Below are 23,356 nucleotides of genomic sequence, written 5' to 3' on the forward strand. Positions count from 1 at the left end.
CTATATGGCTGAACAAGTGAAGGTAAGCCCGCAATTCAGAAGGCTATGTACACAATTCGCAAGAATTCTAGGGGGCGAATCAGAAATTGAGGAAGGTCCGGTCTGTTTTGTCACGCGGATGACGAACCTCAGGGAAACGATCTTGGGCAGGAGAACGCAATCTCCTCTTGTTCAAATGCAGATGTTCTCGTTTGAATCTCTCGATCGTTCGGGTCGTGCTCTTTGTCTGGGCGAAACTGCCGTACATCAAAATCAGGTTAATCGATTGATTACGAATCTCCGTAAACGGGGGATCAAAGTGACTGCGGTTCATAATCATTGGCTCAAAGAAAATCCTCGCTTAATGTATATGCACTGGGAAGCCATCATGAATCCTGTTGTTTTTGCTAGAAGAACCAAAGACTCCATTTCATTCTTGGGTTAATGGCTGAGCAATGTCTATAGGTTAAGAAACAAGGAGAGGATGATTCGTATGGCGGTGAAAGCTAGCCCGCGTTTTATAAGGATTTGCAACCAATTCTCATCTATTTTAGGTGCTACGGAGCATGAAATTACAAAGGGTCCAGTCTGTTTTGTCTCTAGAAATAGAAGGATCAATGCCGCAATATTGGGAAGACGCACCAAGTCTCCTTTAGTTCGATATCAATTGTTCTCGTTCGAGTCATTGGACAGTTCAGGGCGCGCACTCTGTTTAGGGGAAACGGCGCTTTTCCAAAACCAAGCAAATCGGTTGCTTTCCAATCTTCGCAAAAACGGGATAAAAGTAACGGCGGTCCATAATCACTGGCTGTTCGAGAACCCGCGTCTCATGTATATCCACTGGGAGTCAATCGATAATCCCATTGCCTTTGCGAGAAAAGTAAAACGTTCTATTGCGTTCTTGGGTTAATTTCACATTACGATTTAATCGGATTTGACTAATCTAACCGCAGAGCATATGAGACCTAACAAAACCTTATAGGTAGTTCGTGTAACGCACTCGTAATGCGTAGACAGAACGCCCCACAAGTTTATGAAAAACTCGCAAACCTCACGGGAAACCCCACATTTTATTTTAGGGTATTATTTGAATTAAGTAAAAAACTCCTCGCTGCGTATGGAGGCCACTGAAAAACTTAAAAAGGAGCAAGTTATCAATTTTTTGAGGAGCTTGCTCCTTTTTTACTTTGATTATAACAAGGGAAAGCAGGGGCGGCGGAAGAAAGAAGATGAATTAGAATTCAATAAAGATGCCGCCCTGTATGACTGCAAGGCCGGCCATATGAAGATTCGAAAAGAGCGGGCCAAGGAATGCTACTAGATCGAGGCGAAGAACAGCGAGCTTAAACATCGACACGGGTATGTTGTAGCCGCATCCTCGGGTCTATTCGGAATGGAGTTACAGGGGGCAATGGCAATATTTGCTGTAAACCTGAAACGAATCTTGAAACTAACAGATTAAAAATGGGTACCCAAATCGGGAACAAATGTAAGAAAAAGACGACATTATATCCAAATGCTGGATTGAAAGTCGTCTTTTGTTTTGTTCATTTATATATTTCAATAATGCTTTAGTGGCCTCCTGCGTATAAGGGGGTTTTAAATTGAAATTTGGGCAACTGATATTACTGGGGTATATAAAAAATCCGGGGGCCCCATTACTGGAGCCCCCTTTCATGGGAGAGGAGAAACCGGACGAAGAGCTTATGGGGAAACGTAAGTCTTCTCCGCGGTTGTCTACGGCATCTCGCGACGCCGATATCTTAAGAATGCCCATATTGCGGAGAGATATACCTGTGAATGGATTTAATTCTTACTTATGCTGTAGATCAGCTGTTACTTTGTCGAGTCGGCGATAGCTGCCGTGTAGAAATGGACGATTCGATTCCAAATTTGGTTCGAGGTTAGTTAGATTACATGACATTGAAATGCATCATTTATGAATCGGTGATTCGTTTATCGTTAGCTGCAGCACGAGACGACCGCCAATCAGCATCAAATCGAATGAAGCATCCATTTGCCAGCAACCCCCCTCCCTCGCTTTTCCGTGGAAGTGACTACTTACGTTGAAATTAATTTTGTCACGGGTGATATTTGCTTAAACATGTCGGCGCAATAGATGGCGCTGCGCGAGCTTTTTTGATCGGTACGGCAAGCCTAAGCGCGCAATCGATGAGGTGGCAGGAAAGGAATGGCTGCTGCATGCGCTGAGCGATAATTGATCGGCTGTTATGGGAGCTGAGATGACGGTGGCGGACGTGCCGCTGGATGCCGATGCGAGGCATTTTACTGAAGCTGGCATACCTACGGTTATGTTCTGCGCGGGTCCACGAACTTTAGAGGAAGCGAACGGCCATTGCGCGGATGAATATGTCCGAATCGAAGATGCGAGGAAAACGGTTACCATTATCGCTTGCATGCTGTATGATCTTCTTAAAGGCCATACAGATGGACTCAGAGAGGGGCAGACGAAGATGAAGATCGTAGTACTTGACGGGTTTACGCTAAATCCCGGCGATTTGGACTGGCGTGCGTTTCAAGAGCTTGGCGATTTGACAGTTTATGACCGTACGGCTAAGGAAGAGATCCTGGAGCGCGCTGCGGGAGCAGACGTAATTCTGACGAACAAGACGCCGCTGTCCGCAGCCATGTTGAGCGAGCTTCCGGCGCTCAAATATATCGGCGTATTGGCGACGGGTTACAATGTTGTGGATACCGCAGCTGCGGCGGAACAGGGCGTTATCGTGACGAACGTGCCGGATTACAGCACGAATTCCGTTGTGCAGCTCGTATTCGCACTGCTGCTCGAGCATGTCAATCACGTCAGTGCGCACAGCGAAGCATCGCGAGGCGGAAGATGGGCGGCTGGACCGGATTTTACGTTCTCGCTTCATCCGCTTCATGAGCTGGCAGGCAAAACAATCGGCATCGTTGGATTTGGCGGGATTGGGCAGCAGGTCGCCCGCGTTGCACTGGCCTTTGGCATGCATGTTCTTGTGCATACGCGCACGGAGAAGGCAGTCGCTGGTCTAGAGGCGGTGGGCTTCGCGGCACTGGGGGAATTATTCGCGAATTCGGATATCATCTCGCTTCATTGCCCACTGACGCCTGACACGGCCGGCATGATCAATACAGAATCGCTGGCATTGATGAAACGTACGGCACTGTTCATTAATACGGCGAGAGGCGGACATGTTATCGAACAAGACTTGGCTGACGCCTTGAATAAAGGCATCATCGCGGGGGCGGGACTTGATGTGCTTGGCGTAGAACCGCCGGCTGCCGACAATCCCCTGCTGCATGCAATGAATTGCATAATTACGCCGCATATTGGGTGGGCGTCGGTTGAAGCCCGCGGACGTCTAATGGCAATAGCGGCATCGAATCTGCAATCGTATTTGCGGTCCGATGCCGTGAACCGGGTCAACTGAGTTATACGTGGTTCTGTATAATTATGATTTTTGACCGAGCAGGTCTTCTGCTTCATCAAGCTGCAGGTGTACTAGCTTCCGTCGAATGTACTTGGGCTGCTGTTGTTAACGGCAGCTCTTTTTCTGCGTGTAGTGAAGCTGGAATGGGTGGAGAGCAGCGCGATGTTTCTGACGAGGCATATGATGCTGTTTTTCGTGCCGCTTCTTGCAGTGGCTGGGGCAATCATGCCGACGCTTAGCGCTTCTTGGATTGCGGCTGCTGACGGTTCACGTTCGGGACGGCAACGATCATGATTGCAATGGGATTAATAATGAAGGGGTTGTTATACGGCCGGCATTCCCGCGGCAGTTTACAAAATCGGCGGAGATATCGTCACGTTCTTCCTGGGGCCAGCCACGGTTGCTAAAGTAGTGCCCTTGTATAAACATGCAATGCGGTACATGAAATTACTTCCTCGCCTTGCGCAGGGCACACTCGTTGGCAGGGATCGGAACGATGGCGCACGGCATCGGGTCGGCCCGGCTTCTGGCGAATTCCCAAGAAAGAGGCAATAACGACAAAATCATTCAATTTGCAACTTTTATCTTTTCTTAAGGTTTGACAAAGTGATTTCTGCTATAGTGGCACAGTAGAGTTAGTCGATTTCACATGCCGGAAGGGAGATTTCAAGTTGAACGAAAGAGATAATGACAAAGATTTGAAGAAAGAAAACGAACTTCAGACAGTGGAGAATGAGAATCAAGAGGGTGTCCGTGCAATAGAAACGCCTGATGAACCTGAAGACGATCGCAGCGAGAGAGATACAGAAGATGAGAAGGAAGCTTCCCGTGAACATACCGAAGCTCATCAACCAGCATCGAAGCCAGCGGGCAGCGGCGGCAAAGCATGGATGTACATTTCTTTGGGCCTTGCGCTTATTCTACTGATTGTACTGGTGAAACCGCCGTTTGGAGGCAGTGCAAGCAAGGATGCCGTTGGCTCTGTAAATGGCGTGGCCATTACCAAAGATCGGCTGTACGATGAAATGGTGAAATTGGGCGGTGCCCAAACGATGGACAACCTCATTCAAGACGAGCTTGTTAAACAAGAGGCCGATAAAGCCGGTATCGCCATCACAGATGCCGATGTAGATAAGGAAATCGCGAACATCAAGAAGAGATTCCCGACGGAAGCTGACTTTCAATCCGCTTTGCAGCAAGCCAGCATGACGCTGGATGATCTCAAGAAACAAACGCCGATGCAGCTTCGCATCCGCAAAATCCTCGAGCCGCAAGTGAAAGTGACGGATAAGGACATTGAAGATTACTTTAACCAGAACAAAGCACAATACGATGAACCGGAACAAGTGAAAGCATCCCACATCCTCGTTGCGACGAAGGCAGAGGCGGAAGCGGTCATCAAGCAGCTGAAGGACGGCGGGGATTTCGCGCAGATCGCCAAAGAGAAATCCACGGATCCAGGCAGCAAGGATAAAGGCGGCGATCTTGGGTTCTTCGGCAAAGGCGCCATGGATCCGGCATTCGAGAAAGCGGCCTTCGCGCTTAAAGTCGGCGAGATGACGACGGAGCCGGTACAATCGCAATACGGCTACCACATCATCAAAGTTACGGACCGCAAAGAAGCGAAGACAGCAACGCTAGCGGAGAAGAAAGAAGAGATTAAAGAACAGATCATACAATCCAAAATCTCCGAGCTTTCCACAACTTGGTTGGAAGATTTGAAGAAAAAATCGCAAATTACGAATACGTTAAAAAAGGATGACCAAGAAGCTGCAGGAGCGCCCGACACTGGCGCAAATAACGCAGTAACAAGTCAATAATGAATCGAAAAACCACCACGTTCCAATATTTGGACTGTGGTGGTTTTTTTTATTGTGGTTATAATATTAAAGAGAATTTATAAGATAGCAGAGAGTTGAGAGTGAATGCGTTGCCAGTTATATCCGTGTTAACTATATTAACACTAAAGGATAGAAAATCTTTACAATTGTTCAAAATGTGTTTTACAAATTGCAAGTAAAGTTGTATTATTGGCTACAGGTTTAAAAAAATATATTATTGTGTATGGAGGCGGGCTCTTAAGAATGAAGAAGAAAATGTTGTTCATGGTTTCACTTATGCTGGTTGTGACAGGCATATTGTCTGCCTGCGGAAAGAGCGGATCAGGATCGGGTGCTGATCAAACGTTCCGGATGAACCTTACGTCCGAGCCGCCAAGTCTTGATGTCTCGCAAGCGCAAGACCAAGTATCCTTTACGGTGCTTACAGGCCTATTCGAAGGTCTGACTCGCACCGATGCATCCGGTAACATCGTACCGGGGGTTGCCGAGAAATGGGACGTATCCCCTGACGGCAAGAAATACACGTTCCATCTGCGCGACAATGCAAAATGGTCGAACGGAGATAAGGTTACGGCACAAGATTTTGAGTATTCGTGGAAACGTACGCTCGATCCGAACCTGAATCCTCCTGCTCCTTATGCTTACCAGCTCTATTACATTAAGAATGGTCAAAACTTCAATGTTGCGACGGATAACCCGAATCATATCACGGACCCGGGCAAACTCGGCGTCAAAGCGGTTAACGACAACACGCTGGAAGTAGATCTGGAAAATCCAACGCCTTACTTCCTGAACATCGCTGCGTTCTTCACAGCATTCCCTGTGAAAAAGGATGCGAACTTTGCTGAAGCGGACGGCTACATCAGCAATGGTCCATTCAAAATGAAATCGTGGAAACACGGCGATTCCATCGAACTCGTACCAAACGAAAATTATTGGGACAAAGATAGCATCAAACTTAAAAACGTTAAATTCGTAATGGTTAAAGATCCGAACACCGAGCTTAACATGTACAAAACGGGTCAACTTGACTGGGCAGGTAAGCCGACAGGAGCAATTCCACCTGAACAACTTGCTAAATTCCGTCAAGAAAACAATAAAGAATTGTCCGTTAAAGGTATTGCAAGCACGTACTACTACAACTTCAACAACACGAAGAAACCGTTTGATAATGCAAAGGTTCGTCAAGCGCTCTCGATGGCGATCAACCGTCAAGACATCGTAGATAAGGTAACAAAAGCAGGCGAAGTTCCAGCTTACGGCTTCGTATCGACTGGTATCCACGGCGTGAAGGGCGAATACCGTTCCGAAGTGAAAGACAGCGACTACTTCAAAGAAGACGTTGCAAAAGCAAAAGAATTGCTTGCAGCAGGCTTGAAAGAAGAAGGCATGACGAAAATGCCTGAATTCACGCTTACGTTCAACGAAGGTCTTCACAAAACGGTTGCGGAAGCAATTGCAAACATGTGGAAAGAAAACCTCGGCATTGACACGAAGCTTGAATTGCAAGAATGGAAAGTATTCTTGAAAAACCGTCAAAGCTTGAACTACGACGTTGCACGCGCAGGTTGGGGAGCGGATTATAACGATCCGATGACATTCATCGATATGTTCACATCCAAAGGCGGCAACAACGATATCGGCTTCAAAAACCCAGAGTACGACGCACTGGTTAAAGAAGCTTACAGCACGGCCGATCAACAAAAACGCGTAGACGCAATGGCGAAAGCGGAGAAAATCCTGGTTGGCGACAACATGGCGCTCATGCCGCTTTACTACTACTCTTCCGCGCAGCTGATTAAGCCTTACGTGAAAAACTACACGATTGATTTCAGCGGTAACGTTGATTACACGCGTATCTCGATTGAAAAATAATATGCAATAAGAATTCAGGGGACATAGGGATATATGTGGTACACCCATATATATCCCTTCTCTATGATTGGAGAGTGTTTAGGATGGTTCGGTACTTGGGTGGTAAACTCATTAACATCGTGTTCTCACTACTAATTCTAGCCACCGCAACCTTCTTCTTGATGAATGCAGTCCCTGGGGACCCGTTCACGCAGGAGAAGGCAATTCCACCCGAAATCAAAGCTAACATCATGGCACACTACGGGTTGGATAAACCGCTTGGCGTTCAATATTTGATTTATATGGAAAAGCTGCTCCAGTTTGACCTTGGCTTGTCTATGAAAAGCCAGAACCGAACTGTAACAAGTATCATTACGGATTCGTTCGGTACATCGCTTAAAATCGGTGCGATTGCAGTCGTCATATCTGTAATCATAGGTATATATCTAGGCATGATGGCTGCGCTTCGCCATCGCAAATTGGTCGATAATTCGGCTATGTTTCTCGCGGTAATCGGAATTTCAGTGCCAAACTTTGTTATTGGATCGATGATTCAATATTTTTTGGCGGTTAAAGTGCCTATTTTTCACGTTGCAGGACTTGAGGGACCGCTTGACTACGTACTTCCTACGATCGCGTTGTCGACGCTTCCAATCGCATTTATCGCTCGGCTTACCCGTTCCTCTATGCTGGAAGTATTGACTTCCGACTATATTCGTACAGCTAAAGCCAAAGGTTTGACGCCTTCAGCTATTCTGTGGCAGCACGGTCTGCGTAACGGTATTTTACCTGTCGTCACATACCTCGGACCGATGACTGCGAACATTATTACGGGCTCTGTTGTTGTGGAGCAAATTTTTGGTCTGCCTGGACTCGGTGCTTATTTCGTTGACAGCGTCATTAACCGGGATTATACGCTTATTATGGGGATTACAATTTTCTATGCCGTTATTCTAATGGCAGCGCGTTTTGTAACGGATATTCTTTACATTATCGTTGATCCGCGTATCAAAATGAGCGGAGGTGTCGTGAAATCATGAGTCAAACTGCCCCGTCTCCATTTGAACGTTTGGAACAAAAGCATCAAGAGGCTGAAGTTATCGCAACCGAAAGCCGCTCAACTTGGCAAATTACTTGGTCAAAGCTGCGCAGCAACCGCTGGGCGATGGCCGGTTTGTATATTGTTATTGTCATAGCCGTGCTTTCCATCGTTTGTCCGATGCTCTCGCCGTATACGTCGTATACGAACGATCTGGATAATACGTTTGCAGCGCCTTCTTCCAAGCACTGGTTCGGAACCGACAACCTCGGCCGCGATTTGTTTACGAGAACGTGGCTTGGCGTACGTATTTCCTTGACCGTTGGTGTTGCAGCTGCGCTATTCGATCTAATTATCGGTATTATTTACGGCGGCATCATGGGCTATGCCGGCAAGCGTCTTGGCGGTGCGATGAACAAGCTCGCCGAGGTGCTGTATGCGATTCCGCATTTGCTGGTCGTTATTCTGCTTAGCGTCGTTATGGGCTCGTCCCTGACGACCATTATCGTTGCGTTGTCGATTACGGGCTGGATTACGATGTCGTGGATTGTTCGCGGTCAAATTCTTCAGTTGAAAAACCAAGAGTATGTCCTTGCCGCACAATCAATGGGCGCGAGCGGTGCCCGTATTTTGTTTAAACACCTGATTCCAAACACACTGGGACCAATTATCGTCACAGTGACGCTGTCGGTGCCTTCGGCTATTTTCTCCGAGGCGTTCCTCAGCTTCTTGGGTCTTGGCGTGCAGTCGCCGGCATCCTCTCTCGGTACATTGATCGGCGAAGCGTTGTCTTCGTGGACGCTGTATCCGTGGCTGATGTTCATTCCGGCGTCGCTGCTCAGTATTACGATGCTAGCCTTTAACATTTTCGGGGACGGTTTGCAGGATGCATTCGATCCGAAAATGAAAAAATAACAGCGCTGGGAGTGAGCTTATGAACGATCCGATTCTTCGTATTAACGATTTGCATATCTCGTTTCACGTGCGCGGTGGGGAAGTACAAGCCGTCCGCGGTGTGAATCTCGAAGTCAATCGCGGGGAATCTGTTGCCATCGTCGGCGAGTCCGGCAGCGGCAAGAGCGTTACCGCGCAATCTATTCTACGGTTGATACCGACGCCTCCGGGCGTGTTTAAGCAAGGCTCCATCGAATTTATGGGCCAGGATTTGCTTGCCAAATCCGAGAAGGAAATGGAGAGCATCCGCGGTCACGAGATTGGAATGATTTTCCAAGATCCGATGACATCGTTGAATCCAACGCTGACGGTCGGCCGCCAAATTACCGAGGTATTGATCAAGCACCAGAAGATGACGCAGGCGAAAGCGACGGCACGTGCGGTTGAGCTGTTGACGCTTGTCGGCATTCCGAATGCAGATGACCGCGTTCGCCAATATCCGCATCAGTTCTCCGGCGGTATGCGCCAGCGGGTTATGATCGCAATTGCACTTGCGTGCAATCCGTCGCTGCTGATTGCGGATGAGCCGACTACGGCACTGGACGTTACGATTCAAGCGCAAATCATGCAGCTGATGAAAGAACTGCAGGAGAAGACAGGCACGTCGATCATTCTGATCACGCATGACCTTGGCATCGTTGCTGAGATGTGTGACCGAGTTGTCGTCATGTACGCAGGCAAAGTCGTAGAAACAGGCACCAAACAAGAAATTTTCAAAAACCCGCAGCACCCGTATACGAAAGGTTTGCTGCGTTCGCTGCCGCGTCTTGACCAGAAAAAGGACGAGCCGCTTGTGCCGATCTTCGGTACGCCGCCTGATATGTCGGCACCTCCGAAGGGCTGCGCATTCTGTGCACGCTGCGACGAAGCGATGCGGATCTGCGTGGACAACGATCCGATCAACTACGTCATCAGCGACTCGCAGACGGCTAGATGCTGGCTTCACGATCCGGCTCGTAAAGAGGAGGTAGGAGCATGAGCAAGCAAGAGGTATTGATTGAGGTCGATCATCTGAAGAAGTTCTTCCAAGTGGGCGGCAATCAGACGCTCAAAGCCGTCAACGATTTATCCTTCGGCATCCGCGAAGGCGAAACGCTCGGCATGGTAGGCGAGTCCGGCTGCGGTAAATCGACCGCAGGACGCACGATTCTGCGTTTATACGAGCCGACAGGCGGCGCCGTGAACTTTAAAGGACAGAACATTATGTCGGCGCGCGGCTCCAAGCTGAAGGCGCTGCGCCGTGAGATGCAAATGGTATTCCAAGATCCATACGCTTCGCTCAACCCGCGTTGGACGGTTGAAAACTTGATCGCCGAGCCGCTGGATATCCACGGTTTGGCAAGTAGCAGCAAAGATCGCAAGCTTCAAGTCGAGCGCCTGCTTGACCGCGTAGGTCTTCGTCCGGATCATGCTTCGCGTTATCCGCATGAATTCTCTGGCGGCCAGCGTCAACGGATCGGTATCGCGCGCGCGCTTGCCGTTAATCCGAAATTCATCGTCTGCGACGAGCCGATTTCGGCGCTTGACGTATCGATTCAGGCGCAGGTTGTCAACCTGCTTCAGGATCTGCAGCGTGATTTTGGCCTGACGTACTTGTTTATCGCGCATGACCTTGCAATGGTTAAACATATCAGTGACCGCGTAGCGGTTATGTACTTGGGTAAGATGGTGGAACTGGCGGAGAGCGAAGAGCTCTACGCGAATCCGAAGCATCCTTACACGAAAGCATTGATGTCGGCCATTCCGGTTCCGGATCCCGATGTTGAAGAAAAGAAAGATCGTATGGTACTCACAGGCGATTTGCCGAGCCCGATCAACCCGCCTAGCGGCTGTCATTTCCGCACGCGTTGTCCGTTTGCAACGGAGAAATGCGCTGCCGAAGTTCCGGCTTTCCGCGAAGTGGAACCGAACCACTGGGCTGCTTGCCACTACGCTTAATAATAGGAAGGGGCGCTTTGCTTTCGGGCAGAGCGTCTTTTTTGACATTTCCGAAGAAGCAGAGACAAGCAGTAATTAACTTGTCGCGCGAATTATGTTACTATACTAAGTGGTTTGGGAAGGATAAGGCGAAGGGAGCAAGTCGGCTTTGAGAGTTATCGCAGGCACGGCGAAAGGCCGGTCTTTAAAAGCGGTACCGGGCAAGAACACACGCCCGACCACCGATAAAGTGAAAGAAGCGATTTTCAGCATGATCGGTCCTTATTTCGACGGCGGCTGGACACTAGATTTGTTTGCCGGAACAGGCGGCCTCGGCATCGAGTCGCTCAGTAGAGGGGCAGACCGGGCGGTATTCGTCGATTTGGACGGAACCAGCATTGAAGTGATTAAGCAGAACGTGCAGACAGCTGGCATGACGGATCGTTCCGAGATCTATCGAACCGAGTCGGTCAGAGCGGTTAAAGCGCTGGCAAAACGAAGCATAAAGTTTGGTGTCGTATTCTTGGATCCGCCTTATCGGATGCGGGATATGGACGTGTTGATTGCTGAATTGGCCGATCGTGAGCTGCTTGAGGAAGGCGCTGCCATTGTAGTTGAGCACGATGCCGAACATGCATACCCGGCGTCCATTGCGCGGTTCAGACAAGTGCGTCATTCGCAGTACGGCGATACGGCCGTAACTATTTACCGCTTCGAAGCGGAACCCGAGCAGACAGAAGAGAACGTGTAAGATGGAGGAATAGAACGCATGAAAGCACCAAACGCAACACCGCGCTTGCCCGGCCACCGCGTTGCCGTCTATCCTGGCAGCTTCGATCCCGTCACCTGCGGGCATCTCGACATTATCCGACGGGCGGCAAAGCAGTTTGACCATTTAATCGTGGCTGTGCTGAATAATACGAGCAAGAAACCGTTGTTTACTGTAGATGAGCGCAAGGCGCTGCTGGCCGAGGTCACGTCGGACTTGCCTAACGTGTCGGTCGACAGCTTCAGAGATTTGCTCGTTCATTTCATGCGAGCAAGCGAAGCTCATGTTATCGTGCGCGGCATTCGCTCGGTGACGGACTTCGAATACGAGATTCAGATGGCCTCTACGAATCATCAGCTGGATGAGGAGATCGAGACGATTTTTATGATGACGAATCCCAAATATTCCTATTTAAGCTCCAGCATCGTCAAAGAAATCGCGATGTTTAAAGGCAACGTGCAGGATTTGGTTCCAGATGAAGTGAGAGCAGCGTTAATCGCGAAATTTGCTGACTGAGGCATCATCGCAACCGCAGCTTCGAAGCTGCCGCCGAGAGGAATGAGAGCAGCAGCAGCAGGGAGACGAACAGAAGCAGCAAGGCAGGCATGAATGGCCACAATGACTGCAGATCGCCGGCATGGACGATTGCGGTTGGGGCAGAGCCTGTCTTTTCGTGCTGTCCCATTGCGGGGAGCATGGCAGGGGAAATTCGAGCGAACAGCGCTGTTAGTGGTTTCCACAAGGCGAGGGTCAGAAGAAACGACAGGAAACCTTGACAGATGCGGGCAGCGGCGAGCGATCGCAAGGACAGTCCGCTTCCTGCGACCGAAGTCCCGGCTTGCAGGAGGGCGCTTAGGCCTCCCCAGCTGAGTACGGCGGCGGCCGCAGCGGCGTTCCAAGGCGCGCCTCCCTTGAATGCGGCTGTTGCCGCAGCGTATGCGCCGAGATGGCTTTCAACAAGTCCTGGCAGCAGAAAAGCAGGCACGATGCCGGGAATGAGAGGCTGGAGCAGCCGAACGAGCACGGCGCACAGAATCATGAACCCGCCGATCGCCATCAACTTGTAGACGGAAGTTGTAACGGCGTCTCCTAGCAGCTTCCCGAAGGATCGTCCGTCGCGGTTGTGGGCTTCCCGCATGGCGGCAGCTGCTCTGCGGAGCAGCCCGCTTGATGCGCTGTTATTGGAATCGCCTTTGATTTGCCGGTCATGCCGTTTTGTAAGAATGGCGGATGCTAGAGCAGCCAAGAGCGCGCTTGACCAAACGGTAATGAGAATTGCGGCCCCGAGCGCCGGCCGATGCAGGAAGCCCGTGCCGACGACGAGCAGCATGAATAGCGGATTAGGCATATGAGCAAGCGCGAGCAGGCGATTTCCTTGCGCGGCGGTAAGCGTTCCGTCGCGTTTCAAGGCAGCTGCCGCATCCGCACCGCAGGGGATCCCGCCTGTCCAGCCCAGCGCAAGCGCGATTCCGGCTTCGCCTGGAAGATGGAACAGCCGCTGCATGAGCGGCTGAAGCAAAGTGCCGAAGGCATGTACGGCGCCGAAGGCGAGCATGAGCTCCAGCAGCGTGAGGAAAGGAAGCAGTCCGGGGAATACGATATTCCACCAGACTGTCAGGCCTTGCAGGGATGCTTGGAATGCTTCGTCGGGCTTTATAATAATAGAAGCGACGAGCAGGATTGATAAGAAGGCAAGAATCAGCGTGCGTGTCATGTGTTCTCACTCCATAGCACAAAGTAGCGCCGGACAAACAGGGGCCACTACATGTTTACGCTTGTCTTTCGCCGGTTAGACCAGCGAAGCTCTAGATGGTGATCGGCTTCTCGTAGTAATCCCGGAATAAATCCCGCGGTCCCGCATCCTTCCAGCCGAGCGCATAGGCGGAAGTGGCCTGAATATCGAGCTCCAGATAAGGAAGCATCCCGTCAGCGCTCGCGGCGCTGCTCAGAATCGGGAGCTTAGCGGATTTACGCATCCGCTTTAACAGTTCTTGTCCGCGGGGGCTGTAGCCGAGCACGCGAATGTACTGGATGCCGCTTCGAAGGCGGTCCGGCGCAAGCAGTTCCTTGCGGTGCCCAAGCAGGACGGCGAGCATGGCTCGCTGAAGCTTCGTTCGCGTGTAACGCTTGGTCTTCAACTGCTCGAGCAGCGTTTCGAAGGCGATGTCGCCAAGCTTCGGCAGTATTCGCTTTACGCGATATTCCAAGCCTTCGTTCATCTCGTAATATCCGCCCAAGTCTGACACGGATTCGCTTACAAGCTTATGGAACAGCGTCGGCGCGTACTGTTTCCAGCTGTTCTGCCCGCGTCCGGCGGCATGGTCGCGCAGCAGCAGCTCCATCGTGGAGGGCGGCACGAACGGGGCCGCATGCTCCGGCGACGCCGATTCCGCAACGAGCTTGCGGATGGCCGTCGCGCTTGCGATTTGCGCGTCGGTTATGCTGGTCTGCGAGTAGCCCGCCTTCTCGCGCCGCAGAGAGAACGGTTCAATGGCGCTGCCGAGCCTCTCCAGCGCCAGCAAATAATGCAGCCCCAGCGTATTGTTGGGCTGCTCGAACGCGAATGCCGCCGCTTCTTGATCGTCCGCTGCGGCCATGAACGCGCGGACCGCGCCGCTGTAAGCAGCGGGATAGCTGGCGCCGGTCCGCAGTTCATCCGCCATGAGCCGCCCGAACGATTCGGGCTCATGCGCGAGCAGCCGCGCCACGCGGCGAAGCGGCGCTATATCGCCCGCTTCGCTCCCGAAGCAGAGCGCGTCTACGACGCCCGTCGCCTCCAGCAGCGCGCAAGCGCCGTAGGCGAACCACTCCGCCGCCTGCGTCGAATAGGCGACGGGCAGCTCGATAACCACGTCGCAGCCGCCTCGAAGCGCCATCTCGGCGCGCGTCCATTTATTCAGCAGCGCAGGCTCTCCGCGCTGCAGGAAATGGCCGCTCATGACGGCGACGACCGCATCGCTTTCCGTTATTTTTAGCGATTGCTGCAAATGATAGTGATGTCCGTTATGAAATGGGTTATACTCAACAATGATCCCAACCGTGCGCATAAGCTGACCTCCGTACAGGCAATGTATATTTGTCACTATATCACGACGTGAAATTGTTGACAAAATGATTCAATAATAGATATAATAAACTTTGTTTGTTTGGAGTGATAGTATGGAGATTCATGTTCGAGAATTAGCAGCCAAAGGTTTGAAAGTTCCTTATGAGTCAAGTCTGAATTCAGACTGGCTGCAGCAAGTGCGCAAGGATTTCATCAGCGCAAGTCCGATGACCGTTCGAATGACAGCCTGGGGCGAAGACGGAATAGCTCATGTGGAGGGCGAACTGTCCATCGATGTGGTACTGGCTTGCTCACGCTGCCTGGACCCGACAACCGAACATGTGGTCATTCCCTTTCATGAACGATTCAAGCCCGCTGCGGCGATGGACGGTTCTGAAGAGGAAGAGATCACGCCGGTCGAAGAGGACAAGCTGGATTTTGAACCGCTCTTGGAAGAAATGCTGATGCTGGCCCTGCCATTCGTACCGCTTTGTGACGAAGACTGCAAGGGACTTTGCCACACATGCGGCAGCAACTTAAACGAGCAAAATTGCGGATGCTCCAAAGATCGCATTGATCCGAGGCTTGCCGCTTTGAAAGATTTGTTCAAGGAATAACTAGCGTTAGAAGCGTACTGCTTAGGGAGCCGCTTCATGCAATTCTGTTAAGGAGGTGGGAAACATGGCAGTACCACAACGTAGAACATCCAAGACTCGTCGTGACAAACGCCGCACGCATTTCAAACTGGCGGTGCCGGGTATGGTGAAATGTGAGCAATGCGGAGAGTTGAAATTGGCTCACCGTGTATGCAAAGTTTGCGGAACATACAAATCACGAGAGATCATCAAACAATAGTTTGAATGACACGGATAGCACTTCATCGAGGATGAGGTGCTATTCTTTTAATGGCTGGAATGGCACCTCATCCACGGATGAGGTGCCATTTTTTTGCCCGGGGGCTGTCCTCGACATTGCGCGGAGCAGCGATCTTCTATATACTGTTAGTACCTGGTTATAATAGCAGACTTCATAAACGCACGGCGCAGGCATAGCAGCGACCGGATTACCGCATAAGCGCGGTACTGCGACTAATACTTAGAACGACGGGCAAAGGCGGTGCGGATCATCGAACGGCTTCCGAAACGAGAACGGCACCAGCTGTTATCCTCGCTTATTGAAGATAATCCGTTTATTACGGATCAGGAATTGACGCGTCAGTTGAAAGTCAGCATTCAAACGGTTCGTCTTGACCGGTTGGAGCTAGGAATACCCGAGCTGCGCGAGCGGATGAAATTAATGGCGGAACGCTCCTATGATCCGGTCCGTTCCCTGCCGCTTCACGAGGTAATCGGAGATATTGTTGATTTGCAGCTGGACCAAAGCGGCATTTCTATTTTTGAAATCAGACAAGAGCATGTATTCTCTAGAACGGGCATTGCCCGCGGCCATCACGTCTTCGCCCAAGCGAATTCACTGGCGGTCGCGGTTATTAACGACGAAATCGCTCTGACGGCTGCTGCGGACATTCGATTTGTCCGGTCTGTACAGTTTGGCGAGAAATGCATTGCCAAAGCTTACGTGAGATCCATCTCGGGTGGACGAAGCAAAGCCAAGGTTGAGGTTATCTCTTATGTAGGCGACGAAATGGTGTTTCAAGGCAATTTTGTCATTTATCGTTCCGCAGGCGAGTCGGTCATCGAAGGAGGTATGGATGGTGCGGATCGCAATTGATGCGATGGGGGGCGACCATGCTCCTTCGTTAATCGTAAAAGGCGCATTGGAAGCGGCATTGGAATGGCCGGAGGTTCACATCCTTCTGGTTGGAGATACGGAACAAATTAAGCTGCATCTAGGCGCTAAAGTGCCGTCGAACATTGAAATCGTTCATGCAGACGACGTAATAGGCCCGGATGACGAACCGGTAAAAGCGGTTCGCCGGAAGAAGAATTCCTCGATGGTGATGGCCGGGCAGCTGGTTCGTGAGGGGCAGGCAGAGGCCATGCTGTCTGCAGGCAATACGGGAGCGCTGATGACGACCGGTCTGCTCGTCGTGGGAAGACTTGAAGGCATTGAGCGTCCGGCGCTCGTCACGATGCTCCCAACGATGGACGATAAAGGCGTTCTGGCGCTTGATCTTGGCGCGAATATGGATGCAAAGCCGGAGCACTTGCTTCAATACGCCATTATGGGCAGCATCTACAGAGCCAAAATGAACGGCATGAGCAAGCCGCGCGTCGGATTGCTTAATGTCGGCACGGAAGCGATGAAAGGCAATGAGCTGACGAAAGCGGCTTATGAGCTGCTGGAATCGGCGCCGATTCATTTTATCGGGAACGTGGAGGCGCGCGATGTGCTGGTTCGCAATTGCGATGTGCTCGTGTGCGACGGATTCGCGGGCAACATTATGCTAAAGGCAATGGAGGGTACGGCCGGAACGCTTTTCAAGACGATTCGCGACGTATTTACGAGCTCTCTGCTGTCTAAGCTGGCTGCGGCCGTCGTACAGCCGAAATTACGTCTGCTTCGCAAGAAAATGGATTATACGGAGCATGGCGGCGCACCGCTTCTCGGCGTTAATGGTCTTGTGGTAAAATGTCATGGCTCTTCGGATGTCAAAGCCGTCAAAAATTCGGTGCGGCAAGCCAAATTAGCGATTGAGAGCAATTTAGTTTCTTCAATTGCAGCGGAAATCAGCAGGAAGTGAGTGGGACCATGAAGCTACATCCCGTAGGCATTATCGGCACTGGCAAGTACGTGCCCGAGCGTATATTAACGAATCAAGAGCTGGAACAAATGGTTGAAACGAATGACGAGTGGATCGTAACTCGAACCGGCATTAAGGAGCGCCGCATTGCGGCGGCCGAGCAGGCTACGTCGGATTTGGCTTTCGAAGCCTCGAAGATTGCGATCGCGGCTGCGGGAATTACGGCCGAGGATCTGGATCTCATCATTGTGGCGACGATCACGCCGGATACCTTCTTCCCTTCCACGGCATGCTTGGTGCAAGAGAAGCTTGGCGCTAAGAAAGCGGCGGCATTCGATCTCTCAGCAGCCTGCTCCGGCTTCATTTACGGGCTGGCCACGGCGTCGAATATGATTGCAACCGGCATGTATAAGTATGTACTCGTTGTCGGGGCTGAATGTCTGTCCCGGATTACGGATTATACCGACCGGAATACTTGTATTCTCTTCGGCGACGGAGCAGGTGCTGCCGTACTTGGTAAAGTGCCGGAAGGACGCGGCTTCAAATCCTTCGAGCTTGGAGCCGACGGCTCAGGCGGCGAATTGCTTTGCCTCAGCGGCGGCGGTTCGCGTTTGCCTTCCTCGACGGAGAGTATCGCATCCAAGCAGCATTTCATTTATATGGCCGGCAGTGAGGTATTCAAATTCGCCGTCCGTATCATGGGCAGCGCGGCAGAAGAGGCGCTTCGCAAGGCGGGAATGGAGAAGAGCGAAATCGATCTTCTGATCCCGCATCAGGCAAATGTCCGCATTATTCAATCGGCGCTGAACCGCTTGAATTTACCGGAAGAGAAAGCCATGATCAACTTGGATAAATACGGCAACGTCTCGGCGGCCTCTATTCCGATCGCGCTTGCCGAGGCAGTCGAGCAAAACCGCGTCAACGAAGGCGACTGTTTGGTGCTTGTTGGGTTCGGCGGGGGCTTAACGTGGGGCGCATCCGTTCTCGTATGGTAATCATCCATTCTTAATTTTTTTGAGCTACTCAGTGAAGCATAATTTTTTAACAAGTCGGAGGTGCAGTCATATGGGCAAAATCGCATTTGTTTTCCCCGGCCAAGGCGCGCAAGCCGTCGGCATGGGCCAGGATGTCTACGAAGCATTCCCTGCATCCCGCGCAATCATTGACGCTGCAGATGAAGCGCTGGGCTTCAAATTAAGCGAGATTATTTTTCAAGGTCCTGAAGAGCAACTGAAACAGACAGCTAACACGCAGCCTGCACTGCTTGCGGTTAGTATCGCACTGCTGGAGGCACTCAAGGAACACGGCTTGAAGCCGGATTACGTTGCAGGCCATTCCTTGGGCGAATACAGCGCACTAGTCGCGGCTGGAGCCCTCTCTTATGAGGATGCGATTCGCACGGTGCGGGCCAGAGGCGAGTTTATGGAGCAAGCAGTACCAAGCGGCCAAGGCGCAATGGCAGCCGTGCTCGGCGCAGAACGCGAAGCGCTGGCGGCGCTGTGTATTTCGGCATCAGCCGACGCTGGCGCGGTAGAGCTGGCTAACGTCAACTGCCCGGGCCAGATCGTCGTATCCGGAACGGCTGCAGGTGTGCAAGCTGTCGTCGAACGGGGCAAGGAAGCCGGCGCGAAGCGGGTCATTCCGCTCGAAGTCAGCGGACCGTTCCATTCCTCGTTGATGAAACCGGCCGCAGCGCGGCTCGAAAGCGTGCTTGCTTCCGTCACATTCGCAGATGCGGCCGTTCCGGTCATCGCGAACGTAACGGCACAGCCGGTTACGAACAGCGGCGAAATTCGCAAGCTGTTGGCAGAACAGGTGTACTCCCCAGTTCTATGGGAAGACAGCGTACGTTATCTGATCGATCAAGGTGTAGACACCTTCGTCGAAATTGGTTCAGGAACCGTACTCGCCGGCCTAATCAAGAAAATCGACAAGACGGTCACGGTCATTCCCGTCAACAGCCTTGAAGCACTGAAAGCCGTAGCACTCTAGCCCATCCTTTGACCTTCTGCCGCAGGCAGCAGACCGATGAGCCAACAATCATCGCCCAAGAAGCCAGCCAAAGGCGCAGGCTGTCCGGCTTTTGACCTTCTGCCGCAGGCAGCATGCACTTAAAAGCCGATGAGCAACATCCATCGGCCCAAGAAGCCAGCCAAAGGCGCAGGCTGTCCGGCTTTTGACCTTCTGCCGCAGGCAGCATGCACTTAAAAGCCGATGAACAAACATCCATCGGCCCAAGAAGCCAGCCAAAGGCGCAGGCTGACCGGCTCTATGCACCCAGGTAAAGCGTGTCCCAAAGGGACGAAAGTGAGCACAAGCTCTCATCGGCTTATCTCCGTCTCATCGGCGATCACGTTACCATGGTCCCGCAAGGGACAGCAGGCAGATCGCGAGCGCCAAACGTACAGCGTGTCCCGTTAGGGACGAAAGCGGGGCTAAGCACACGCCCACACGGGAGCGCTACTCTGCAGCACATACGTTATCCCATTCAGGGTGTCCAGAGGGCCGGGGCCCTTGGGGTCCCCCTTCCAGGGGGATTTAGGGGGTTATTACAACTTTATGGAGGCGATCCACTTGTTCGCAGACCTATCAGGAAAAATCGCGCTCGTAACCGGAGCATCGCGCGGCATCGGTCGTTCCATCGCCATTGCGCTCGCAGAAGCCGGTGCCGACGTAGCCATCAATTATTCCGGCAGCGAAGCAGCTGCAGCGGAGACGGCGGAAGCCATTCAAGCGCTTGGGCGCCGTTCGTTGGTACTGCAAGCGAACGTTGGCAAGTCCGACGAATTCGACGGCATGGTGAAGCAAGTCGTCGAAACGTTTGGCAGCATCGACATTTTGGTGAATAATGCAGGTATTACCCGTGACAATCTAATCATGCGTATGAAGGAAGAGGAGTTTGACCAAGTCATTGAAACAAACCTTAAAGGCGTATTCAATGGCATTAAAGCGGTCACTCGCCAAATGATGAAGCAGCGTTCGGGGCGAATCATTAATATTTCCTCGGTCGTAGGCGTGCTTGGCAATCCGGGGCAGGCTAACTATGTCGCGGCGAAAGCCGGCGTCATCGGTTTAACGAAAGCATCCGCCCGCGAGCTGGCATCCCGCGGAATTACAGTGAACTGTGTCGCGCCGGGCTTTATCCAGACGGATATGACGGACAAGCTGCCGCAGGAGATGCGCGAGAAGCTGACTGCAGATATTCCGCTGGCTCGCCTTGGCGATCCGCAGGATATCGCTTCGGCGGTTCGTTTCCTGGCATCCAGCGCAGCTGTGTATATGACAGGCCAGACGATTCATGTCGACGGCGGTATGTACATGTAGCGCTCCAAGAAGCGGCGGGCAGACGGAAGCACGTGTTTGATGTATGGCATTTTGTCCGTAATTCTCGTATAATACCATGGAGGAGGTGAACCGGATGTCCGATGTATATGATCGTGTAAAGCGCATCGTTGTCGACCGCCTTGGCGTTGACGAGTCGGAAGTGTCGCTAGAGGCTTCGTTTAAAGAAGATCTTGGAGCAGACTCTCTTGATGTCGTTGAATTGGTCATGGAACTGGAAGATGAATTCGATATGGAAATCTCTGATGAAGATGCAGAGAAAATTACGAGTGTGGGAGAAGTAGTGAACTACATATCTTCTCTGGCTAAGTAATAAGCAATGACAAGTCCCGTGGCTAAAGCGGGACTTCTCTCCATATTTCGAGACATGCTGCTTCATTAATGTACGGGTATAAAGCGCTTTTGCGTTTTCATAAATAGATTCCAGGGTTTGAGTTTCCCATCAGAGGTGAATAGAGATGAAACAGAGAGTTGTCGTTACGGGCATGGGGGTTATGACTTCGCTCGGTTCCGAACTGGATACGTTTTGGGGTAATTTGATGGAAGGAAAGTCAGGCGTCTCTTTAATCGAAGCGTTTGATGTTTCCGAATATCCGACTCGCATTGCGGCTGAAATTAAAAATTTCAATCCGGAAGATTATAATATTGATAAGAAAGAAGCTCGCCGCATGGATCGCTTCGTGCAGTTCGCGGTCGTAGCGAGTCAATTGGCCGTGAAGGATGCCGGCATTAACATCGGTGAAGATGTAGACGCAGAACGCGTCGGCGTTATGATCGGTTCCGGTATCGGCGGCCTGGGCACGTGGGAAGACCAGCATAACATTTTGCTGGAGAAAGGTCCGAAACGCGTAAGTCCGTTCTTCATTCCAATGATGATTGCGAATATGGCATCCGGACAAGTATCGATGACAACAGGAGCGAAGGGACCGAACAGCACTGCTGTTACAGCCTGTGCAACCGGCACACACTCCATCGGCGATTCGTACAAGCTCATTCAACGCGGCGATGCCGACATGATGATTTGCGGCGGCGCGGAAGCGACAATTAGACCGACGGGCTTGGCAGGCTTCTGCTCCATGCGGGCAATGTCTACGCGCAATGATGAGCCAAGCAAAGCATCGCGTCCGTTCGACGTCGAGCGCGACGGATTTATTATGGGAGAAGGCTCCGGCGTAGTGGTGCTGGAATCGCTTGAGCATGCGCAGAAGCGCGGCGCCCGCATTTATGCGGAAGTCGTCGGCTACGGCATGAGCGGCGATGCCCATCACATGACGGAACCCGACCCGGACGGCGCAGCCCGCTGCATGGTGAAGGCGCTTCGCGACGGCGGGATTGAGCCGTCTCAGATCGACTATATCAACGCACATGGAACGTCGACGCCGGTTGGTGACAGATCGGAGACGACTGCGATTAAGAAAACGTTTGGCGAGCACGCCTACAAGGTGGCGGTAAGCTCGACGAAATCGATGACAGGCCACCTGCTCGGCGCTGCTGGCGGCGTTGAAGCGGTTATCTTAGGTTTGACGCTCGTGAACGGTATTATTCCGCCAACGATTAATTTGGATAACCAGGATCCGGAATGTGATTTAGATTATGTGCCGAACACGCCGCGTAAAGCAGATGTGAACTATGCGCTCTCCAATTCGTTTGGTTTCGGCGGCCATAACGCGACGATCGTGATGAAAAAGTATGAAGCATGATAAGTTTGATGAGCTGCAGCTTCGTCTGCAGCTCCGTTTTCGTACGACGAAGCTGTTGAAGCAGGCATTCACTCACACTTCCTACGTTAATGAGCATCGGCAGAGTGCAACGGAGCATAATGAACGTCTTGAGTTTCTCGGCGACGCGATTTTGCAATTAACGGTTTCCGAGTATCTCTACGGTACGTTCCCGGAACGTCCTGAAGGACAGTTGACCCGTATGCGCGCATCGATCGTATGCGAGCCGTCATTAGCAAGGTTTGCGGAAATGCTGGATCTTGGCTCGCATATCCTGCTTGGACGCGGCGAGGAGCAACTTGGCGGAAGACAGCGTCCCGCATTGCTTGCCGATTTGTTCGAGGCTTTCGTGGGAGCGATCTATTTAGACCAAGGTTTGGATGCAGTCCGGGAGTTTCTTGCGTTGCATATGTTTCCTCATATCGACAACGACGGGGTTATGCTTGGGAAGGACTTCAAGTCGACGCTGCAAGAGAAAGCACAGCAGGCCGGCATGGGCCCGATCGAGTATCGGATCGCTGAAGAACGCGGACCGGCGCACGACCGGGAGTTCGTAGTCACCGTTTTTATCGGCGACATCGCCTACGGAACAGGAAGCGGACGAACGAAGAAAGAGGCCGAACAGCAAGCGGCCGCTGAAGCATGGCGCAAACTAATGAAATAAAGGATAATCATGAACCATAAAATTCTGGTCACCACTGGTAACCGGGATTTTTTCATTTCTTTGCGCGATGCTTCCGTATGGAAAAAAGGTCGGATATG

At 51.7% G+C, this 23,356-nt stretch carries 25 protein-coding genes and 1 pseudogene; 24 read left to right on the forward strand and 2 right to left on the reverse strand.

Features of this window, described 5'->3' with window-relative positions; translation table 11 throughout:
- The first annotated feature begins 4 nt into the window (after positions 1 to 4).
- The 14 genes and pseudogenes from KXU80_RS01860 to coaD all read left to right on the forward strand — a co-directional run bounded on the left by KXU80_RS01860 (position 5) and on the right by coaD (position 12,300).
- Positions 5 to 424 (forward strand): DUF1259 domain-containing protein, encoded by a 420-nt coding sequence (locus KXU80_RS01860; RefSeq protein WP_219836615.1) that lies wholly within the window; start codon positions 5 to 7, stop codon positions 422 to 424.
- A 48-nt stretch (positions 425 to 472) separates the two neighbouring features.
- Positions 473 to 889, forward strand: a complete 417-nt coding sequence (locus KXU80_RS01865) for a DUF1259 domain-containing protein (protein WP_219836616.1) — start codon at positions 473 to 475, stop codon at positions 887 to 889.
- 297 nt (positions 890 to 1,186) lie between these two features.
- Positions 1,187 to 1,441: pseudogene (locus KXU80_RS01870) on the forward strand (IS5/IS1182 family transposase); the annotation flags it as partial.
- 1,012 nt (positions 1,442 to 2,453) lie between these two features.
- Positions 2,454 to 3,410, forward strand: coding sequence for a D-2-hydroxyacid dehydrogenase (locus KXU80_RS01875; protein ID WP_219838818.1), 957 nt, complete (start codon positions 2,454 to 2,456; stop codon positions 3,408 to 3,410).
- 132 nt (positions 3,411 to 3,542) lie between these two features.
- On the forward strand, positions 3,543 to 3,704 hold the full coding sequence (locus KXU80_RS01880; RefSeq protein WP_258171398.1) for a CidA/LrgA family protein: 162 nt from the start codon (positions 3,543 to 3,545) through the stop codon (positions 3,702 to 3,704).
- 90 nt (positions 3,705 to 3,794) lie between these two features.
- A complete protein-coding gene (locus KXU80_RS28335) occupies positions 3,795 to 3,965 on the forward strand; it encodes a hypothetical protein (RefSeq protein ID WP_374987770.1) in 171 nt (56 codons plus the stop codon).
- Between the two features lie 116 nt (positions 3,966 to 4,081).
- The gene (locus tag KXU80_RS01890) at positions 4,082 to 5,230 is read left to right on the forward strand and encodes a peptidylprolyl isomerase (protein ID WP_258171204.1); all 1,149 of its coding nucleotides are present in this window, start codon (positions 4,082 to 4,084) and stop codon (positions 5,228 to 5,230) included.
- A gap of 264 nt (positions 5,231 to 5,494) precedes the next feature.
- Complete coding sequence (locus tag KXU80_RS01895) at positions 5,495 to 7,126, forward strand: peptide ABC transporter substrate-binding protein (protein WP_219836617.1); 1,632 nt, start codon at positions 5,495 to 5,497, stop codon at positions 7,124 to 7,126.
- An 83-nt stretch (positions 7,127 to 7,209) separates the two neighbouring features.
- The gene (locus KXU80_RS01900) at positions 7,210 to 8,145 is read left to right on the forward strand and encodes an ABC transporter permease (protein ID WP_219836618.1); all 936 of its coding nucleotides are present in this window, start codon (positions 7,210 to 7,212) and stop codon (positions 8,143 to 8,145) included.
- Positions 8,142 to 9,059 carry an ABC transporter permease gene (locus tag KXU80_RS01905; protein ID WP_219836619.1) on the forward strand — a complete coding sequence of 306 codons (918 nt, stop codon included), beginning with the start codon at positions 8,142 to 8,144 and terminating at the stop codon, positions 9,057 to 9,059. The genes KXU80_RS01900 and KXU80_RS01905 overlap by 4 nt, the downstream gene beginning before the upstream one ends.
- Before the next feature lie 19 nt (positions 9,060 to 9,078).
- Positions 9,079 to 10,077: an ABC transporter ATP-binding protein gene (locus tag KXU80_RS01910; RefSeq protein WP_219836620.1), complete on the forward strand. Its 999-nt coding sequence runs from the start codon at positions 9,079 to 9,081 to the stop codon at positions 10,075 to 10,077.
- Complete coding sequence (locus tag KXU80_RS01915) at positions 10,074 to 11,036, forward strand: ABC transporter ATP-binding protein (protein WP_219836621.1); 963 nt, start codon at positions 10,074 to 10,076, stop codon at positions 11,034 to 11,036. Before KXU80_RS01910 ends, KXU80_RS01915 begins: the two co-directional genes overlap by 4 nt.
- A gap of 148 nt (positions 11,037 to 11,184) precedes the next feature.
- Positions 11,185 to 11,766 (forward strand): 16S rRNA (guanine(966)-N(2))-methyltransferase RsmD, encoded by a 582-nt coding sequence (gene rsmD, locus KXU80_RS01920; RefSeq protein ID WP_219836622.1) that lies wholly within the window; start codon positions 11,185 to 11,187, stop codon positions 11,764 to 11,766.
- 18 nt (positions 11,767 to 11,784) lie between these two features.
- Positions 11,785 to 12,300, forward strand: a complete 516-nt coding sequence (gene coaD, locus KXU80_RS01925) for a pantetheine-phosphate adenylyltransferase (RefSeq protein WP_219836623.1) — start codon at positions 11,785 to 11,787, stop codon at positions 12,298 to 12,300.
- A 4-nt stretch (positions 12,301 to 12,304) separates the two neighbouring features.
- Here coaD and KXU80_RS01930 read toward each other — a convergent pair whose 3' ends face one another.
- The gene (locus KXU80_RS01930; RefSeq protein WP_219836624.1) at positions 12,305 to 13,498 is read right to left on the reverse strand and encodes a nucleoside recognition domain-containing protein; all 1,194 of its coding nucleotides are present in this window, start codon (positions 13,496 to 13,498) and stop codon (positions 12,305 to 12,307) included.
- A gap of 91 nt (positions 13,499 to 13,589) precedes the next feature.
- Positions 13,590 to 14,831, reverse strand: coding sequence for a nucleotidyltransferase (locus tag KXU80_RS01935; RefSeq protein WP_219836625.1), 1,242 nt, complete (start codon positions 14,829 to 14,831; stop codon positions 13,590 to 13,592).
- Positions 14,832 to 14,943: 112 nt separating this feature from the next.
- Between KXU80_RS01935 and KXU80_RS01940 the strand changes: the two genes are divergently transcribed.
- The 10 genes from KXU80_RS01940 (at position 14,944) to rnc (ending at position 23,258) form a co-directional block, all read left to right on the forward strand.
- On the forward strand, positions 14,944 to 15,447 hold the full coding sequence (locus KXU80_RS01940; RefSeq protein WP_219836626.1) for a YceD family protein: 504 nt from the start codon (positions 14,944 to 14,946) through the stop codon (positions 15,445 to 15,447).
- A 64-nt stretch (positions 15,448 to 15,511) separates the two neighbouring features.
- Entirely contained in the window at positions 15,512 to 15,685 is a 174-nt protein-coding gene (gene rpmF, locus KXU80_RS01945) for a 50S ribosomal protein L32 (RefSeq protein WP_219836627.1), read from the forward strand.
- A 270-nt stretch (positions 15,686 to 15,955) separates the two neighbouring features.
- Entirely contained in the window at positions 15,956 to 16,561 is a 606-nt protein-coding gene (gene fapR, locus KXU80_RS01950) for a transcription factor FapR (protein ID WP_219838823.1), read from the forward strand.
- Positions 16,545 to 17,534, forward strand: coding sequence for a phosphate acyltransferase PlsX (plsX, locus tag KXU80_RS01955; protein ID WP_219838822.1), 990 nt, complete (start codon positions 16,545 to 16,547; stop codon positions 17,532 to 17,534). The genes fapR and plsX overlap by 17 nt, the downstream gene beginning before the upstream one ends.
- Positions 17,535 to 17,542: 8 nt before the next feature.
- Positions 17,543 to 18,529: a beta-ketoacyl-ACP synthase III gene (locus tag KXU80_RS01960; RefSeq protein WP_219836628.1), complete on the forward strand. Its 987-nt coding sequence runs from the start codon at positions 17,543 to 17,545 to the stop codon at positions 18,527 to 18,529.
- A 70-nt stretch (positions 18,530 to 18,599) separates the two neighbouring features.
- The gene (fabD, locus tag KXU80_RS01965; RefSeq protein WP_219836629.1) at positions 18,600 to 19,526 is read left to right on the forward strand and encodes an ACP S-malonyltransferase; all 927 of its coding nucleotides are present in this window, start codon (positions 18,600 to 18,602) and stop codon (positions 19,524 to 19,526) included.
- Between the two features lie 567 nt (positions 19,527 to 20,093).
- Positions 20,094 to 20,858, forward strand: coding sequence for a 3-oxoacyl-[acyl-carrier-protein] reductase (gene fabG, locus KXU80_RS01970; protein WP_219836630.1), 765 nt, complete (start codon positions 20,094 to 20,096; stop codon positions 20,856 to 20,858).
- A 94-nt stretch (positions 20,859 to 20,952) separates the two neighbouring features.
- On the forward strand, positions 20,953 to 21,189 hold the full coding sequence (acpP, locus tag KXU80_RS01975) for an acyl carrier protein (RefSeq protein WP_090574087.1): 237 nt from the start codon (positions 20,953 to 20,955) through the stop codon (positions 21,187 to 21,189).
- A gap of 145 nt (positions 21,190 to 21,334) precedes the next feature.
- Positions 21,335 to 22,576: a beta-ketoacyl-ACP synthase II gene (gene fabF, locus KXU80_RS01980; RefSeq protein ID WP_219836631.1), complete on the forward strand. Its 1,242-nt coding sequence runs from the start codon at positions 21,335 to 21,337 to the stop codon at positions 22,574 to 22,576.
- Entirely contained in the window at positions 22,566 to 23,258 is a 693-nt protein-coding gene (rnc, locus tag KXU80_RS01985) for a ribonuclease III (RefSeq protein ID WP_219836632.1), read from the forward strand. The genes fabF and rnc overlap by 11 nt, the downstream gene beginning before the upstream one ends.
- Positions 23,259 to 23,356 lie beyond the last annotated feature (98 nt).

The sequence above is a fragment of the Paenibacillus sp. R14(2021) genome (assembly GCF_019431355.1).
Classification (GTDB): domain Bacteria; phylum Bacillota; class Bacilli; order Paenibacillales; family Paenibacillaceae; genus Paenibacillus_Z.